Source organism: Gorillibacterium massiliense (genome assembly GCF_000455485.1).
Classification (GTDB): domain Bacteria; phylum Bacillota; class Bacilli; order Paenibacillales; family NBRC-103111; genus Gorillibacterium; species Gorillibacterium massiliense.
The window spans coordinates 1-16,947 of record NZ_CBQR020000067.1; the positions used below are offsets into that span (position 1 = coordinate 1).

13 protein-coding genes and 2 pseudogenes are annotated in these 16,947 nt (G+C 53.6%); 14 read left to right on the top strand and 1 reads right to left on the bottom strand.

Annotation, left to right across the window (positions count from 1 at the left end; all coding sequences use genetic code 11):
• From TJ79_RS07550 to TJ79_RS07600, 11 genes and pseudogenes are all read left to right on the top strand, one after another.
• A pseudogene (locus TJ79_RS07550) lies at positions 1-277 on the top strand (adenylosuccinate lyase); the annotation flags it as partial.
• Between the two features lie 203 nt (positions 278-480).
• The gene (locus tag TJ79_RS07555; protein WP_040949691.1) at positions 481-1,377 is read left to right on the top strand and encodes a phosphoribosylaminoimidazolesuccinocarboxamide synthase; all 897 of its coding nucleotides are present in this window, start codon (positions 481-483) and stop codon (positions 1,375-1,377) included.
• A 72-nt stretch (positions 1,378-1,449) separates the two neighbouring features.
• On the top strand, positions 1,450-1,692 hold the full coding sequence (purS, locus tag TJ79_RS07560) for a phosphoribosylformylglycinamidine synthase subunit PurS (RefSeq protein ID WP_040949692.1): 243 nt from the start codon (positions 1,450-1,452) through the stop codon (positions 1,690-1,692).
• 15 nt (positions 1,693-1,707) lie between these two features.
• Positions 1,708-2,397, top strand: coding sequence for a phosphoribosylformylglycinamidine synthase subunit PurQ (gene purQ / locus TJ79_RS07565; protein WP_040949693.1), 690 nt, complete (start codon positions 1,708-1,710; stop codon positions 2,395-2,397).
• Positions 2,378-4,645, top strand: a complete 2,268-nt coding sequence (gene purL / locus TJ79_RS07570) for a phosphoribosylformylglycinamidine synthase subunit PurL (protein ID WP_202903303.1) — start codon at positions 2,378-2,380, stop codon at positions 4,643-4,645. Before purQ ends, purL begins: the two co-directional genes overlap by 20 nt.
• A pseudogene (gene purF, locus TJ79_RS07575) lies at positions 4,627-6,181 on the top strand (amidophosphoribosyltransferase). The gene purL and the pseudogene purF overlap by 19 nt, the downstream one beginning before the upstream one ends.
• Positions 6,182-6,603: 422 nt before the next feature.
• Entirely contained in the window at positions 6,604-7,644 is a 1,041-nt protein-coding gene (purM, locus tag TJ79_RS07580; RefSeq protein ID WP_040949694.1) for a phosphoribosylformylglycinamidine cyclo-ligase, read from the top strand.
• Positions 7,644-8,243 (top strand): phosphoribosylglycinamide formyltransferase, encoded by a 600-nt coding sequence (purN, locus tag TJ79_RS07585; RefSeq protein ID WP_040949695.1) that lies wholly within the window; start codon positions 7,644-7,646, stop codon positions 8,241-8,243. Before purM ends, purN begins: the two co-directional genes overlap by 1 nt.
• Before the next feature lie 27 nt (positions 8,244-8,270).
• Positions 8,271-9,812, top strand: a complete 1,542-nt coding sequence (gene purH, locus TJ79_RS07590; protein ID WP_040949696.1) for a bifunctional phosphoribosylaminoimidazolecarboxamide formyltransferase/IMP cyclohydrolase — start codon at positions 8,271-8,273, stop codon at positions 9,810-9,812.
• A 27-nt stretch (positions 9,813-9,839) separates the two neighbouring features.
• Positions 9,840-11,114, top strand: a complete 1,275-nt coding sequence (purD, locus tag TJ79_RS07595; RefSeq protein ID WP_040949697.1) for a phosphoribosylamine--glycine ligase — start codon at positions 9,840-9,842, stop codon at positions 11,112-11,114.
• 240 nt (positions 11,115-11,354) lie between these two features.
• Positions 11,355-12,326, top strand: a complete 972-nt coding sequence (locus TJ79_RS07600) for a glycoside hydrolase family 43 protein (protein WP_040949698.1) — start codon at positions 11,355-11,357, stop codon at positions 12,324-12,326.
• A 58-nt stretch (positions 12,327-12,384) separates the two neighbouring features.
• Here TJ79_RS07600 and TJ79_RS07605 read toward each other — a convergent pair whose 3' ends face one another.
• Entirely contained in the window at positions 12,385-13,314 is a 930-nt protein-coding gene (locus TJ79_RS07605) for an ArsR/SmtB family transcription factor (RefSeq protein ID WP_040949703.1), read from the bottom strand.
• A gap of 470 nt (positions 13,315-13,784) precedes the next feature.
• Here TJ79_RS07605 and TJ79_RS07610 point away from each other — a divergent pair, with 470 nt between their 5' ends.
• The 3 genes from TJ79_RS07610 to TJ79_RS07620 all read left to right on the top strand — a co-directional run.
• Positions 13,785-15,182 (top strand): ABC transporter substrate-binding protein, encoded by a 1,398-nt coding sequence (locus TJ79_RS07610; RefSeq protein ID WP_040949699.1) that lies wholly within the window; start codon positions 13,785-13,787, stop codon positions 15,180-15,182.
• 108 nt (positions 15,183-15,290) lie between these two features.
• Entirely contained in the window at positions 15,291-16,181 is an 891-nt protein-coding gene (locus tag TJ79_RS07615) for a carbohydrate ABC transporter permease (RefSeq protein ID WP_040949700.1), read from the top strand.
• 30 nt (positions 16,182-16,211) lie between these two features.
• Positions 16,212-16,947, top strand: a 736-nt coding sequence (locus tag TJ79_RS07620) for a carbohydrate ABC transporter permease (protein WP_040949701.1), incomplete at its 3' end; no start/stop codon positions are given.

The window sequence follows — 16,947 nt, forward strand, 5'->3', positions numbered from 1 at the left end:
CATGAAGCGCAATATGGAGCGCACCTACGGCGTTCCGTTCTCCGGCCGAGTGCTCACCAAGCTCATTGACAAGGGCTTCAGCCGCGAGCAAGCCTATGACACCGTACAGCCGCGGGCCATGCGGGCATGGGAAGAGCAGCGCTCCTTCCGCGACATCCTCGAAAACGACCCGGTGATCACGGCGCAGCTTTCCCTAGAAGAAATTGCTGACTGCTTCGACCCATCTTGGCACCTGAAGCACGTGGACACCATTTTCGCACGCTTGGGTCTCGACTAAGTCATAGGCTTTGGACAATCGTCGCTCCACGAATCCGATCATTCTTCCGACCGCTGTTGCATTCAGATTCCTTGAATTTAGATAAATGGTGAGAATCTGACTGCAAAGGCGGCCGCTTACGCTTCTCCAGAACGATCGATTCGCTCCGCTCCTTTGTCCGAAGAAATGATTAGTCGATCAAGCTATTTTTGGGAGGGATTATCATGGCAGCACCTGCTGCGCTGTACACGGCCACCGATCTAATGAAGGCTCCGCTGATTTACAAAGGCAAGGTCCGCGAGCTGTACGACCTTGGGGAGCATTTTCTGATCGTGGTCACCGACCGCATTTCCGCCTTCGACTATGTGCTGGACCCGCCGGTTCCCGGCAAAGGGGATGTGCTGAACCTGCTGTCCCGCTTCTGGTTCGACGTGACGGCAGCCATCCAGCCGAACCATGTGGTTCACTGCGACGTGGAGCGGCTTGGCGATATCGTTACCGTTCCTGCGCTCTTGAAAAACCGTATCATGGTCACCAAAAAAGCCCAGCGCATCGACATCGAGTGCGTCGTCCGGGGCTACATCACCGGCGGCGGCTGGCGGCAGTATAAAGAAACCGGCAAAATCAACGGCCACGAGCTGCCCCTCGGCATGCACAAGAACGAGAAGCTGGCCCAGCCGATTTTCACACCCGCAGCGAAAAACGACGTTGGCCACGACGAAGACATCAGCGTAAGCCGTATGGCCGAGCTGGTAGGAGCGGAACTGACGAAGGAATTGGAAGAAAAGAGCCTGAGGCTCTATCAGTTCGCCCATGACTATTGCGCCGAACGAGGCATTATATTGGCGGACACGAAATTTGAATTCGGTCTTATCGACGGCCAAGTCATCCTTATCGACGAGATCTTTACTCCGGACTCCTCCCGCTACTGGGCAAAAGAAAACTACGCCCTCGATATCGAAATCGACAGCATGGACAAAGAGCCGGTGCGCACCTACTTGGCGAACAGCGGCTGGGACAAGAACAGCAAGCCCGACCCGCTGCCAGCCGAAGTAGTGGAGGCGACCCGCAGCCGGTACCTCGATATTTTGCATAAATTGAATCCTTCGGCTTTGGCCTGATTTTTTTCGATCAGCATCCGTTTCCTCTATCGATTTCCTATAAACCCATTCGAAAAGGAGTCTTCTGAAATCATGTTGAAAGCTACGGTTTACGTCACCATTAAGGAAAGCGTTCTGGACCCTCAAGGCAATGCCGTACAAGGAGCGCTGCTCACCATGGGCTTTAAGGAAGTAGAGCAGGTCCGCATCGGCAAATACATGGAGCTTACCTTGGACACCGACGACAAGGCTGAAGCGGAAGCGCGGCTGAAGATGATGTGCGAAAAATTGCTGGCTAATACCGTAGTCGAAGATTATCGTTTCGAGATCGCGTAAGGGGGAGCGGAGAAGATGAATTTTGGAGTGCTTGTTTTTCCCGGTTCCAATTGCGATCTGGATTGTTATAAAGCGGTGGAACAGCTGGGCGAGTCCGTGGAATATGTTTGGCATACGGAAACGGATCTGTCTCGCTTTGACTGCATCCTCGTTCCCGGCGGTTTCTCCTACGGCGACTATCTGCGCTGCGGCGCTATCGCTCGGTTTGCCCTGGTGATGACCGCCCTGCAGGCTTTTGCGGAAGAAGGCAAATTCGTGCTCGGCATCTGCAACGGCTTTCAAATTCTCACGGAAGCGGGTCTCTTGCCCGGCGCTCTCTTGCGTAACAAGAGCCTGAAATTCCGCTGTCACCAGACGCTTCTCAAGGTGGAGAACAGCGGCACGAATTTTACCAACGAATATCAGCAAAACCAAATCATCGATATTCCCATCGCCCATGGAGAAGGCAGCTATTATTGCGACGAAGCCACTCTGGAGCGGCTTAAGGCGAATAACCAAATTGTTTTCCGCTATGCGGGAGAGAACCCCAATGGCTCTGTCGACGATATCGCCGGTGTTGTGAACGAGCGTGGCAATGTCCTCGGCATGATGCCCCACCCGGAACGGGCGGTGCACCAACTGCTTGGCTCGGATGACGGCATGGGGATGTTCACATCCATCTTGAAAGCATGGAGGGAAAAGCAAAATGCAGCAGTCCACAGCTAATTTGGCAAAAGCGGCAGCGGCAAAGGAGCCGACAGCCGAACAGATCGCCGAGCAGAAGATTTACCGCCAGTTCGGCGTTTCCGATGACGAATATGAGAAAATTTGCGGGTTCATGGGCCGCAAACCGAATTACGTCGAAATCGGCGTATTCAGCGTGATGTGGTCTGAGCACTGTTCCTATAAAAATTCCAAACCTGTACTGCGCAAGTTCCCGGTTACCGGTGAACGGGTGCTGATGGGTCCCGGCGAAGGCGCGGGCATCGTCGATATCGGCGACAACCAAGCCGTTGTTTTTAAAATCGAAAGCCACAACCACCCCTCTGCCGTCGAGCCTTTCCAAGGAGCGGCTACCGGTGTGGGCGGGATTATCCGCGATATTTTTTCCATGGGGGCGCGGCCAGTCGCTATCTTAAACTCCCTGCGTTTCGGGAACTTGGACAATGACCGGGTCAAATACCTGTTCGAACACGTGGTCAGCGGCATCGCCGGTTACGGCAACTGTATCGGCATTCCTACGGTGGGCGGCGAAGTCAATTTTGACGAAAGCTACGAGGGTAATCCCTTGGTCAATGCCATGTGCGTAGGCCTCATCGATCATGATAAAATCCAGCGCGGCGTCGCTAGCGGTATCGGCAACCCGGTGTTCTACGTCGGTCCGGCAACGGGCCGGGACGGCATCCACGGTGCCACCTTCGCATCGGAAGAGATCACGGAGAAGTCGGAAGCGAAGCGGACGGCGGTCCAAGTCGGCGATCCTTTCATGGAAAAGCTGGTGTTGGAAGCGACTCTCGATCTCATCAACTCCGGCATCGTCGTCGGCATTCAGGACATGGGCGCTGCGGGCCTCACCTGCTCCAGCGCGGAGATGGCCAGCAAAGCCGGCAACGGCATGGAGCTGAACCTGGACAAGGTGCCCCAGCGGGAAACGGGCATGACTGCCTACGAAATGATGCTCTCGGAATCCCAAGAACGGATGCTGTTCGTCGTCCGTCCCGAGCACGAGGAGCAGGCAAAGGCGATTTTCGAGCGCTGGGATCTGCACTGCGTGAACGTGGGCAAAGTAACCGATGACGGCCGTCTGCGGCTTATCCACCACGGCGAAGTGGTCGGCGACATGCCGGTAGCTGCGCTTGTAGACGAATGTCCGGTTTACAACAAACCCTCCAAAGTTCCTGCTTACTACGAGGCAGGCGCATCGGTGGATACCAACAGCTACGCGGAAATCACGGACTTGAACGATGCTTTACGCCAAGTGCTGAGCTCGCCTTCCGTCGCCAGCAAAGAGTGGGTGTACAACCAGTACGATTATATGGTCCGGACGTCAACGGTCGTTCGTCCCGGTTCGGACGCAGCGGTGGTCACCGTTCCCGGTACCCGCAAGGCTCTGGCGATGACAACGGACTGCAACAGCCGGTATGTGTACCTTGACCCGGAAGTGGGCGGACGTATCGCTGTGGCGGAAGCGGCCCGTAACATCGTATGCTCCGGCGCCGAGCCCCTCGCCATCACGGATAACTTAAACTTCGGGAGCCCGGAGAAGCCGGAAATCTTTTGGCAGCTGGAAAAATCCACTGACGGCATGGCGGAAGCCTGCCGCGTGCTGAACACGCCGGTTATCGGCGGCAACGTCAGCTTGTACAACGAAAACGCCAAGGGTGCTATCTACCCGACTCCGGTCGTGGGGATGGTCGGCTTGGTTCACGATATTGACCATTTGATGACTCAAGATTTCAAAGCCGAAGGCGACGTGATCTTCCTCTTGGGCGAGACAAAAGCTGAGCTCGGCGGCAGTGAATTGCAGTATGCCGTTCATGGCTGCACGGAAGGCCGTCCGCCTCAGCTCGACCTGGAGACGGAACGCACGCTGCAGCAAGCGGTTCTCGGCGCGATTCAAAACGGACTCGTCCGTTCCGCTCATGACCTATCGGAAGGCGGTTTGGCCGCAGCCGTTGCGGAAAGCGGCTTTGGCGCCGGACTCGGGGCTACAGTGAATGTGGAGACTGCGCTGCGGCCGGACATCGCGCTTTTCAGCGAATCCCAGTCGCGGATTCTGCTTACGGCAGCACCGGAACAAGCGGATGCCTTGCGGGCATACATTGTCGAACGGAATGTGCCGGTCCAAGCCATCGGTACCGTAGGCGGCAAGGAATTGGCTGTGTCGGTTAACGGAAAACCGGCCATTCATCAGAACGTTAAAGAACTGAAAGCCGTATGGAAGGATGCGATCCCATGCCGGATGAACGCGTAAATCTCCGGCTGGGCGTGAGCCGCGTGGGCAGTTTCGGCAATATCGGGAGCAGGAGCGGCTTTGTAAGGGAAGGCATCTATGAGGGATCCTCGCTATGGACCGGCGATTATTATAACGAGGGCGTGGACCCGCAGGTTTTTGACAAGTTAAAAGAGGAATGCGGCGTATTCGGCGTTTTTGGCCATCCGGAAGCATCGGCCTTATCCTTTTACGGGCTACATGCCCTCCAGCATCGCGGTGAAGAAAGTGCGGGTATGTGCACCACAGTGGACGGCAGCGAATTTTTCACCCATAAGGCGATGGGGCTTGTAAAGGAAGTGTTCGATCACGACCGGATCAAGTACTTGCAGGGCTCGACGGCCATCGGGCATGTGCGTTATTCCACCTCCGGCGCCAGCCGGTTGGAAAACGCCCAGCCTCTGGTGTTTAAGTTCCGCGTCGGCAATATCGCCGTTGCGACTAACGGCAATATCGTCAATGCCGATGAAATTCGCGACGAACTGGAGCAGGAAGGCTCGATCTTCCAGACCACCAGCGATACCGAAGTGCTGATTCATCTGATCTCCAAGGCGCGGCACGTTAGTCTCGAAGAGGCAGTAAAGAACGCTTTACGCCGGATAAAAGGCGGGTTCGCCTTCCTGATCATGGTGAACGACAAGCTGTTCGTCGCCCGCGACCCGAATGCTTTACGGCCGTTGTCTATGGCCAAGCTGGGAGACGCCTACGTATTCTCCTCGGAGACATGCGCTTTTGAAACCATCGGCGCGGAGTATGTCCGGGACATCGAGCCTGGGGAATTGCTCACCCTGGATCAGGACGGCATGCGTTCCGAACGTTTCGCCGCACTGGAACGCCGGGCGATTTGCTCGATGGAATTCATTTATTTCTCCCGTCCGGACAGCGATGTGGACGGTATCAACCTGCACTCGGCGCGAAAGCGCATGGGCATGCAGTTGGCGATGGAATCCTTCGTCGACGCCGATATCGTCACCGGTGTGCCGGATTCCAGTATCTCCGCTGCTATCGGCTACGCCGAGCAGACGGTCATCCCCTACGAGCTGGGGATGATCAAGAACCGCTACACCGGCCGCACCTTCATCCAGCCCAGCCAGGAGCTCCGTGAGCGTGGCGTAAAGATGAAGCTGAGCGCGGTGCGCAAGGTTGTCGAGGGCAAGCGCGTCGTCATGATCGACGACTCTATCGTTCGCGGCACCACCAGCTTGCGTATCGTCAACATGCTGCGGGAGGCAGGGGCAAAGGAAGTTCATGTGCGCATCAGTTCGCCGCCTTACATGAATCCTTGCTTCTACGGCATCGATACACCGAGCCGCAAAGAGCTTATCGCTTCTACAAAATCAGTAGAGGAAATCCGCCGAATCATCAACGCGGACTCCCTGCTACTTTTTGTCGAAGGAAGGGCTGCTTGCTGCCATCGGCCGTACGAAGGACGAGTTCAACCGCGGCATGTGCCTCGGCTGTTTCGATAATGATTACCCAACCCCCGTACCTGATGATGCGGATACTTGCGGCTGCTAGTTTAATCCGCTCCAACGCATCAAATTGCAACCTCGATTCATTCGTTGGGCTCGTCCGAAGCCGCTATATAGTAGTCTCGGTCGAGTTGTTGAGTCCATCTCGCTCGCATAAAGGAAGCTACGGTTTACTTGACGCGTAATCGCGACATCGAACCTGCCCGCACCACTGTATAACAGCAAAACTGCAGTTATTCCAGCAGGTTGTGCCTATTTATCAGAAATAAATGTAAAACTGCAGTTATTTTCAGTATATACCCTTTCTGAGAAGGGATTATCAAAAACTAACTGTAGATTTGCAGCTATTCTAATTCAGCCCGATTAGAGGCTAGAAAATAACTGCAGTTATGCAGGTATTTTCAATCGCGCCTACTCGGAAATCCATCTGAACGATCATAAACGACTATTTTGAAGGAGATGACCCCCGTGTCCGAAGCTTACAAAAATGCCGGCGTCGATATTGCCGCAGGCAATGAAGCCGTTGAGCGCATGAAAAAGCACGTGAAGCGCACCTTCCGTCCCGAGGTCATGACGGATTTGGGCGGCTTCGGCGCGCTCTTTGGCCTGAACCGCGACAAGTACGAGGAACCGGTGCTAGTGTCGGGAACCGACGGTGTCGGGACGAAGCTGATGCTGGCTTTTGCCATGGATAAGCATGACACCATCGGCATCGACGCCGTCGCTATGTGCGTCAACGACATCGTGGTGCAAGGCGCAGAGCCGCTGTTTTTTCTGGACTACCTGGCTTGCGGCAAAGTGGTGCCTGAGCGAATCGAAGCCATCGTAGCCGGCATCGCCGAAGGCTGTTCCCAGTCCGGCTGCGCCTTGATCGGCGGCGAGACGGCGGAGATGCCCGGCATGTACGGCGCTGAGGATTACGATATCGCGGGATTTTCCGTCGGCGTGGTCGATAAGAATAACGTGATCACCGGCGCAGCCATCAAATCAGGCGACGTCATTTTGGGTCTCGCTTCAAGCGGTGTGCACAGCAACGGTTTTTCTCTTGTGCGCAAGCTGTTTTTGGAGCAAAAGGGTTATTCCCTCGACCAGCATGTCGATGAATTGGGCGGCGTCCTGGGCAACGTGCTGCTGACTCCGACCAAAATATATGTGAAGTCCATTTTGGCGATCTTGGACAAAGTGAAAATCAAAGGCATGGCTCACATTACCGGCGGCGGTTTTATCGAAAATATCCCCCGGGTTCTGCCTGATGGCGTGAACGCCGAGATCGAGCTGGGCTCTTGGCCGGTTCTGCCGGTGTTCCGCATGATGCAGGAGATTGGCGGCATCAGCGGCCGCGATATGTTCACCACCTTCAACATGGGTATCGGCATGGTGCTGGTGGTTTCACCGGAGGATGCCGAAGAAGCGGTAGCCATTGCCAAAGCGAATGGCGAAGACGTCTACACCATCGGCCGGATTACCGAAGGCGGCAAAATCGTCACGTTTACCGGGGGCGAGCTGTAATGACGGTCAAGCCCTATCGCATCGCCGTATTCGCTTCCGGCAGTGGCTCCAATTTTCAGGCCCTGGCTGAAGCGGCGGCAAGCGGCAAGCTGGACGCGGAAATCGCGCTCCTGGTTTGCGATAAGCCCCAAGCGCCCGTTGTGGAAAAAGCCCAGCGCCTGGGTATCCCGGTCTTTGCCTTCCGTCCGAAGGATTATCCCGACAAGGCCGCTTACGAAGGGGAAATCGTCGGCAAGCTGGATGAATTGGGAGTTGATCTCGTCGTCCTGGCCGGGTACATGCGCATCATTAGCTCGGTGCTGCTCACCCCTTACGAAGGCCGGATCATCAACGTGCATCCGTCGCTCTTGCCGTCTTTTCCCGGACTGGACGCCATCGGACAGGCCCTTGCTTACGGCGTAAAAGTCACCGGCATTACGGTGCATTTTGTCGACGGAGGCATGGACACAGGCCCCATCATTGCCCAGGAGACGCTGCGTATTCTGCCGGAGGACACGGCGGAGACGCTGGCTGCCCGCATTCATCCCATCGAACATAAGCTCTACGCAGAAGTCGTACAAGGAATCCGGGAAGGCCGAATCAGCCTGACCGTTAAATAATAACGAACCATTGGAGGAGGAGCAAAAGTGGCCATCAAACGTGCATTGATCAGCGTATCCGACAAAACCGGCATCGTCGAATTTGCCCAAGGCTTGGCGGAGCAAGGCGTGCAAATCATTTCCACCGGGGGTACTTACAACCTGTTGAAGGAAAAAGGTATTCCTGTTACCGGCATTTCCGAAGTGACCGGCTTCCCCGAAATCATGGACGGACGGGTAAAAACGTTGCACCCTGCCGTACACAGCGGCCTTTTGGCGGTTCGGGACAACGCCTCCCACCGGGAGCAAATGGAAAAGCTCGGCCTCGATTATATCGATCTTGTCGCGGTGAATCTTTATCCTTTTGCCGCCACTATTGCGAAACCGGACGTTTCCTATGAGGAAGCCATCGAGAACATTGACATCGGCGGGCCGACGATGCTGCGTTCCGCGGCGAAAAACCACGCTTTCGTAACCGTCGTTGTAGATGCTGCCGACTATGGGACGATCCTTGAGGAATTGCGCGCAAACGGCGACACTACCTTGGATACCCGCAAACATCTCGCTGCAAAAGTATTCCGCCACACCGGCGCTTACGACGCTCTGATCTCCGGCTACCTGTCCGGCTTGCAAGGCGAAGAATTCCCGGAGAAATATACGGTGACCTACGAAAAAGTGCAGGACTTGCGCTACGGCGAAAATCCCCATCAGCAAGCGGCGTTCTACCGCGAACCTTTGGCTGAAGCCGGCAGCATCGTTACAGCCGAGCAGCTCAATGGCAAGGAGCTTTCCTACAACAACATCAACGATGCCAATACCGCGCTGAAAATCGTACAGGAGTTCAACGAGCCTACGGTTGTAGCCGTGAAGCATATGAATCCATGCGGAGTGGGCATCGGCGCCGACATCCATGAAGCGTTCAAAAAAGCGTACGACGCCGACCCGGTTTCCATCTTCGGCGGCATCGTAGCGGCCAATGGCACCATCGGCAAGGAGACGGCGGAGCTGCTCCATGAAATGTTCCTGGAGATCGTCATCGCTCCGGACTTCACCCAAGAAGCGCTGGATATCCTCACCAAGAAAAAGAATATCCGCGTGCTCAAGCTGAGCGGCAGCGTTGCCGGCAAAAAGCCGGGCAAAATCGTCACCACCGTCGAAGGTGGCATGCTGGTTCAGGATAGCGACGCTTATCAAGTGACCGAAGCCGATCTCAAAGTCGTGACGGACCGTCAGCCGACGGAAGAGGAACTGAAGCAGCTCCTGTTCGCATGGAAGGTTGTGAAGCACGTGAAGTCTAACGCTATCGTGCTAGCTTCAGACAACATGACCATCGGCGTAGGCGCCGGCCAAATGAACCGCGTCGGTTCCGCTTCCATCGCTATCGAGCAAGCGGGCGAGAAAGTTAAAGGCGCTGTAATGGCCTCGGATGCGTACTTCCCGATGAGCGACACTCTGGAGATGGCAGCCAAAGCCGGCATCACGGCGGTCATCCACCCCGGCGGTTCCATCAGGGATGCAGATTCAATCCGCGTCGCCAACGAATACGGTATCGCTATGGTGACAACTGGTATCCGCCATTTCCGCCACTAAACCGCAGGAGAAAGGGGAACCCCTATCATGAAAGTGATGGTCATCGGCCGTGGAGGCCGGGAGCACGCCATCGTTTGGAAGCTCAGCCAAAGCCTGAAGGTGAGCAAGCTTTATTGCGCACCCGGTAACGGGGGCATCGCCCAACTGGCGGAGTGCGTGGAGATTGACGAGCAGGATTTCGCCGGAATCGGCCGGTTTGCCAAAGAGCAGGCTGTCGATTTGGTCGTCATCGGTCCGGACGATCCTCTTGCAGCGGGCATCGTCGATTATCTGGAGGGGCTCGGCCTTCTCGTCTACGGTCCCCGCAAGAATGCGGCGGAAATCGAAGGCAGCAAGGTGTTTATGAAGCATCTGCTGAAAAAGTACAACATTCCAACGGCTGCATACGAGTCGTTCGATAACTATGAAGATGCTCTTGCTTACTTGGGTAGTCATGGCGCGCCTATCGTCATCAAGGCCGATGGGCTTGCCGCCGGTAAAGGCGTCATCGTCGCCCGCACCAATGAGGAGGCGGAGAAGGCGCTCCAGACAATCATGCTGGACAAAGCCTTCGGCGCTTCCGGCAACCGGGTGGTCATCGAGGAATTCATGGAGGGACAGGAGATGTCCCTGCTGGCTTTCGTCGATGGCAACACCGTGCGGCCGATGGTGCCTTCCCAGGATCACAAGCCCGTCTTCGACAACGATGAAGGCCCGAACACTGGCGGTATGGGAACCTATTCGCCGGTACCGCACATCCCGCAGGAAATCGTGGACGAAGCCATCCGCACCATCGTCGTGCCGACGGCAGAAGCCATGGTGCAGGAAGGCCGCCCCTTCCGCGGCGTGCTGTTTGCCGGCCTGATGATTACCGCGAGCGGTCCAAGGACCGTCGAATTCAACGCCCGCTTTGGCGACCCGGAAACCCAGGTTGTCCTGCCGCGGCTGGAATCCGACCTGCTGGACATCTTCCTCGCGAGCCTCGACGGCCGGCTGGCTGAAGCGGATATCCGCTTCAGCGGCGACGCGGCGGTGTGCGTCATCCTCGCCTCCCCGGGTTATCCCGGCTCCTACCCCAAGGGTCTCCCCATCACGGGACTCGAAGATGTCCCGGAGGGAGACGCCTTGGTGTTCCACGCCGGAACCCGGGTCAGCGAGGGCCGCACCGTCACCGCCGGCGGCCGCGTGCTGGGCGTTGTCGGCATGGGAGCCGACATCGCCGCAGCCCGCGACCGCGCCTACGCCGCTAGCGAGCGCATCCGCTTCGAGGGCAAGCATTGCCGCACCGACATCGCGGCAAAAGCCCTCGCTCCGCGCAGCTAACGCCCGAGCGGCCGTCCGAAACGGCCGCCACCGATTATAACCTCAATATATAGGTTAAGTATATTGAGGTAAATAGAGAAAACCTGCAGGAAAGTTCCGGCTTTCTGCAGGTTTTTCTTTTATTATCAGCATTTTATTAATGTTTTTAGTACTATGATAATATTTTTGTTGATGATATTCCCGTTCTCTGGTACATTTATATCATTGCACATAGGGAAGTGAACCGGGAGGGTGTTTCATTTGGAACAAGTAAAAGAAACAAGTCTATACCAAAATCCTGTTGTCCTGCAGCGGGCTGATCCATGGGTTTACAAACATACCGACGGGTACTACTACTTCACGGCATCGGTTCCGGAGTATGACCGCATTGAAATCCGCCGATCGGAAACGCTGGACGATTTGCAAGCCGCCGAGCCGAAGGCAATTTGGAGAAAGCGCGAGAGCGGGGAGTTAAGCTCCCATATTTGGGCGCCGGAGCTGCATTTTATCGCAGGTAAATGGTATGTATATTTCGCCGCGGCTCGCACCGGAGCCAATGGCGAAGGGCTTTTCGACCATCGCATGTATGTCCTGGAATGTGCGGCGGCCGACCCATTTACGGGATTGTGGGAAGAAAAAGGACAGATCAAAACGGATTGGGAATCCTTTTCCTTGGACTCCACAACCTTTGAGCATAACGGCATTCGCTATTTGGTTTGGGCTCAGCAAGATCCGGCCATTCCCGGCAATTCCAACCTGTATATCGCTCCAATGGTTAATCCTTGGACAATTCAAGGCCCGCAGATACTGCTGAGCAAACCGGAATACGATTGGGAGACCATCGGATTTTTGGTGAACGAAGGGCCGGCTGTCCTCAAGAGGAACGGGCGGATTTTCCTTACGTACTCGGCAAGCGCCACAGACTACAACTATTGCATGGGGATATTGAGCATGTCCGACACGGAGGACCCGCTGAATCCTCAAGCTTGGGCAAAATCGCCGACTCCCGTATTTGGCACAAACGAAGAGTCAAGGACGTTCGGTCCCGGCCACAACAGCTTTACCGTTTCCGAGGACGGGGAAGAGGATCTGATCGTTTATCATGCAAGAAATTACAGGAAAATTGTCGGTGATCCGCTGTATGATCCCAATCGGCATACGCGAATTCAACGTTTTCATTGGAATACGGACGGGACTCCCAACTTTGGAACGCCGGTAGCCGACAGCCGCTAAGCAGATAAACAAGAAGAAAATAGCCGGACAAGAGACATTCTCTTGTCCGGCTATTCGGTTATGCTTCATCGCTATCGTTTTGGATTTTATTATAGTACAGCCGCATCACAATTTCCTGATTATAGTTGCCGAAGCCTTTGCCGAACAGGGTCAAGCCGCCAACATGCTCGGATGTCTTCTCCACGGCAATGCGCAGCGTCCACTGCCGGTCCCATACGTTGATCTGATCCAAAGTCACATCGGAAATTTGGTTGCCATCCATGAAGGTGCCTTTGGAGGAAATATTCAAATGCTTCAGCAAGCCGTATTGGTTGACCATGTCTGGCCACCAGGAAGGGCTGTATTTTCCTCGTTTGTCGCCGAAATCCCCGGGACTGGTCCAGGTACCCAGATTGACCTTGTTCAGATAAAAGGTAATATCCGAAGGCCAGTTGTTATTGGTCAAGGGCGCCTCTGAGGAGATTTCCATGGAGATGACCAACTCTTGCGGATCTTGAGTGGACAGCAGGAAATTGGGAATTTTATATTCGACATATCCTTCGCTGAACCAGAGAATTTTGGCATGAAACCGTTCGGCATCAAGGAAATAGCGGGGGTCATCCACTTCGCCGATAAATTTCTCCGTCGTAGCCAGGCCGCAGGTAGCTTCCGCCAAAATGTCGGTGTAGTGGCCGATGGAAATCTCGCTTTCGTGGAAATCACGGATACTTCCGGGCTTGCGGGGGAAAAGAATTTCCGCCTGTTCGATATGCAGAGAGCACTTCTTTTGTACGCCGCCTTTTCCGGGCTGCATGTCCGTTTGGATCAGACCGGCTTTCTCCAGCTTTTTTACATGAATAGTCATTATGGCACTGCTCAGGCCCAAGGCTTCCGCCAGCTCGCGAATGTTCATGGACCGCTTGGCCAAAAGCTGTATGATATTCAATCTGACGCTGCTAGCCAGCGCCTCGTACACGGGTAGAGATTTTTCCGAAATATCCAGATTCAAATCCATATAACCTCCAACCAAACATGGTTAATAGAATCGTTTACCTTTATTAAATATAATATACGTCTTCGTTAAGTATTTCGCAATGAAAGATGTGAATCGTAATAACTTTGTCGAAAAAGGCAAGATTACCCAAAATTACATTAATATCTTCAATAATAAGAACATAAAAAGGTTAATCCAACGGGCTTTTTTTCGGTTTTTCGGACTTAAAATAAAGTAATTGACAATGAAAGCGTTGTGAATTAAGATTAGGGTAACAAAAAGGTTTTAACATCAACAAAATTGTTAACGATTGGTATTGAGCTCCGCAAGAAGCTATGGACAAAGGCCAAAGCGACTCCAGGCAATCAATCGGAAACAGGACGATTCATCTTGCATTTATGGGTTTGATTGTCGCAAAAATGAATGCGGTTTCAAAGCGTGGTTCGCCCGCTTATCATTTCAGATTATTTTCAGGAGGGGTTTCAGTGGTAAGAAAAAAAGGTCTCGTCTCTATTTTAGCATTAACCGTCGCATTAAGCACGGCACTTGCAGGCTGCGGCGGCAAAAGCGACAGCAAAGCCGATGACAAAGGAGCCGGTACGACAGCTCCTGCCAGCACAACCAAGAGCGAAAAAGTGGAAAAGAAGGACCTTACCTTCATGTTCCGCGGCGGCACCGACGAGCAAAAAGCTTACGAGTCAGTTGTTAAGAAGTTTGAAGACGATCACCCCGGCGTAAAAGTCAAAATCATTATGACCACAGCGGATCAGTACGCAACGAAGCTGAAAGCGTCCATTACCGGTAAAAGCGTACCCGACGTTTTCTATTACGATCCGGGCGATTTGAGAGCTTATGTAAACAGCGGAACCTTGCTTGATCTTACCCCTTATGTTGAAAAGAACACCAATATCGATATCAACAACATCTGGCCTTATGGCGTTAACTTTTATCGTTATGATGGAAATGTCGTAGGCAAAGGCAACATCTACGGTCTTCCCAAAGACGTTGGTCCCTTCGCTTTCGGTTACAATAAAACGATGTTCGAAAAAGCAGGCATTCCGCTGCCTGACAAAGACAAACCCTATACATGGGAAGAATTTATCGATGTCAGTAAAAAGCTGACCAAAGACACAAACGGTGACGGTAAGCTCGATCAATTTGCCACCGGTTTGAACGTTCAATGGTGTCTCCAATCTTTCGTATGGAGCAACGGTGCGGATTGGCTGGATGCCACGAACACTAAGGTAACCATCGACGATCCGAAATTTACCGAGGCGCTGCAATATTTTGCCGACATGCAGAATGTTTATAAAATCACCCCGACCATTGCCGAAGCGCAAACGCTGGATACCTATCAACGCTGGATGAAAGGCGAGCTGGCCTTCTTCCCGGTAGGTCCTTGGGATATGAGCACTTATGAAAAGCTTCCTTTTGATTATGATTTGATGCCTTTCCCTGCCGGATCTACCGGTAAATCCGCTACCTGGCTTGGCTCTCTCGGTATCGGCGCTTCCAGCAAGACGAAATATCCGCAAGAAGCCGCTGAACTCGTTATGTATCTGACCGCTTCTAAAGAAGGCATGAAGATGCTGGTGGATGCCCACGTACAAATTCCGAACCTGATCGACATGGCGAAGGAATGGGCAGCAACCCCTGGCAAACCGGAAAACAAACAAGAGTTCCTGGATGTCGTCAACGATTACGGTAGAGCGATCCCCGGCACCCTGACGTACAACGCAGAATGGTATAACCTGTTCTTTACGGACATCCAGCCTGTGCTCGACGGCAAGAAAACCGCGGCCGACTGGGCGAAGGATGAACAGCCGAAAATGCAGAAGCTGCTTGATAACGCCCTCGAGCAAGAAAAGAAATCCAAGAAATAGCATCGGCTTAGGCTAAGCACGCACAAACGATAATGGATATGGTGTTGGCCGCCGATGCACGTTGAGAGCGGCTGACATCATATCTATTCGGTTAATCAGGGGTGAACGATGAAAACCAAATCGAAGTTATATCGCAAGGAATACTTCTTCGCGTATTTGTTTGTCCTACCGCCGGTTCTCGGATTTCTCATTTTTGCTTTATTTCCGGCGGCGTATTCCTTCTATGGAGCCTTTACCGACTGGGACGGCTTAGGTCGAATGGATTTTATCGGACTGGACAACTTCAAGAGCATCTTCCAAGACGAATTGTTTTACAAAGCCATGTACAATACGTTCTTTTTAATGATCGGCATCCCGATCGGGTTGGTATTGTCCCTGATGCTTGCAATGGCTTTAAACCGCAATGTTCCGGGAACGACAACCTTCCGTGTCATCTACTACGTCCCGGTCATTTCGTCGCTGGCGGCTATCTCCATTCTGTGGAATTGGGCCTATAACGGAGATTACGGCTTGGTCAATCAAGTGTTGGACCTGTTCGGGATTCACGGCCCCAATTGGTTGGCCAATAAACATACGGTAAAGCCGGCGATCATGATCATGAGCATTTGGAAAGGCCTCGGCTTCTCCATGCTGCTCTACTTGGCTGCTTTGCAAAGCGTGCCCCGCTCCTACTATGAAGCGGCGGAGCTGGATGGCGCTAACGCGTTCCATGTTCTGCGCAACATTACGTGGCCGATGGTGCGGCCGGTTACCTTCTTTATCGTCGTCACCAGCATTATCGGCGGCTCGCAAATTTTTACCGAAATCAATATCATGACGTCCACCGGCGGTCCCGAGTACAGTTCAGCTTCAGTCGTGTTCTACATTTGGCAAAAAGCCTTCGGCAACCTGCAGATGGGTTATGCTTCCGCAATGGCGGTTATTCTGGGCGTGTTCATCTTTATCGTGACCCTTGTCCAATTCAAGTGGAACGAACGAAACGCTTATGAAATTGATTAAAATCGCCATAGAAAGGAGCGAATTCGTCTAATGACCCGAAAAGTGAAACTGACCAATGCCGTCATCTTTATTATCCTTTGCATCGGCGCCGTCTTTATGATCGGTCCGCTGGTGTGGATGGTGTCCACGTCGCTGAAGGACCGGATGGGCGTGTTTGCCCTTCCGCCCCAATGGATTCCGCATCCCTTCATCTGGGATAAGTACAAGGAGATTTGGAGCGCGGGTCCGCTATTAAGCGGCATCAAAAACAGCCTGATCATCGCCGTCAGCGTAACCCTCGTCGGCACATTCACCTCCAGCCTGGCGGCTTTTGCTTTTGCCAAGCTGAGATTCCCTAAGAAAAACCTGATCTTCCTGACATTGATCGGCTCCATGATGTTCCCTTATCCGGTCGTCATGATCCCCCAATTCATCATGTTCTCGAAGATCGGTTGGGTGGATACGCTGTTGCCACTAATCGTTCCCGGATTTTTCGGCAACGTCGCAATGATCTTCTTCCTCCGCCAGTATTTGACTAGCGTGCCGGGTTCCTTGGTGGAAGCGGCGAAAATCGACGGTGCCTCCTATTTTGGCATCTATGCCCGGATCATTTTCCCGCTGATCAAACCGGCCGTTGCCGCACAGCTTATTTTGTGGTTTATGGGGATCTGGAATGATTATCTGGCGCCGATCATCTACCTGAACTCACCGGAAAAGCAAACGCTGCAGCTCGTGATCGCAACCTTCAACGCGACTTACGCCATTCAAACGGACTATCCGCTGATTA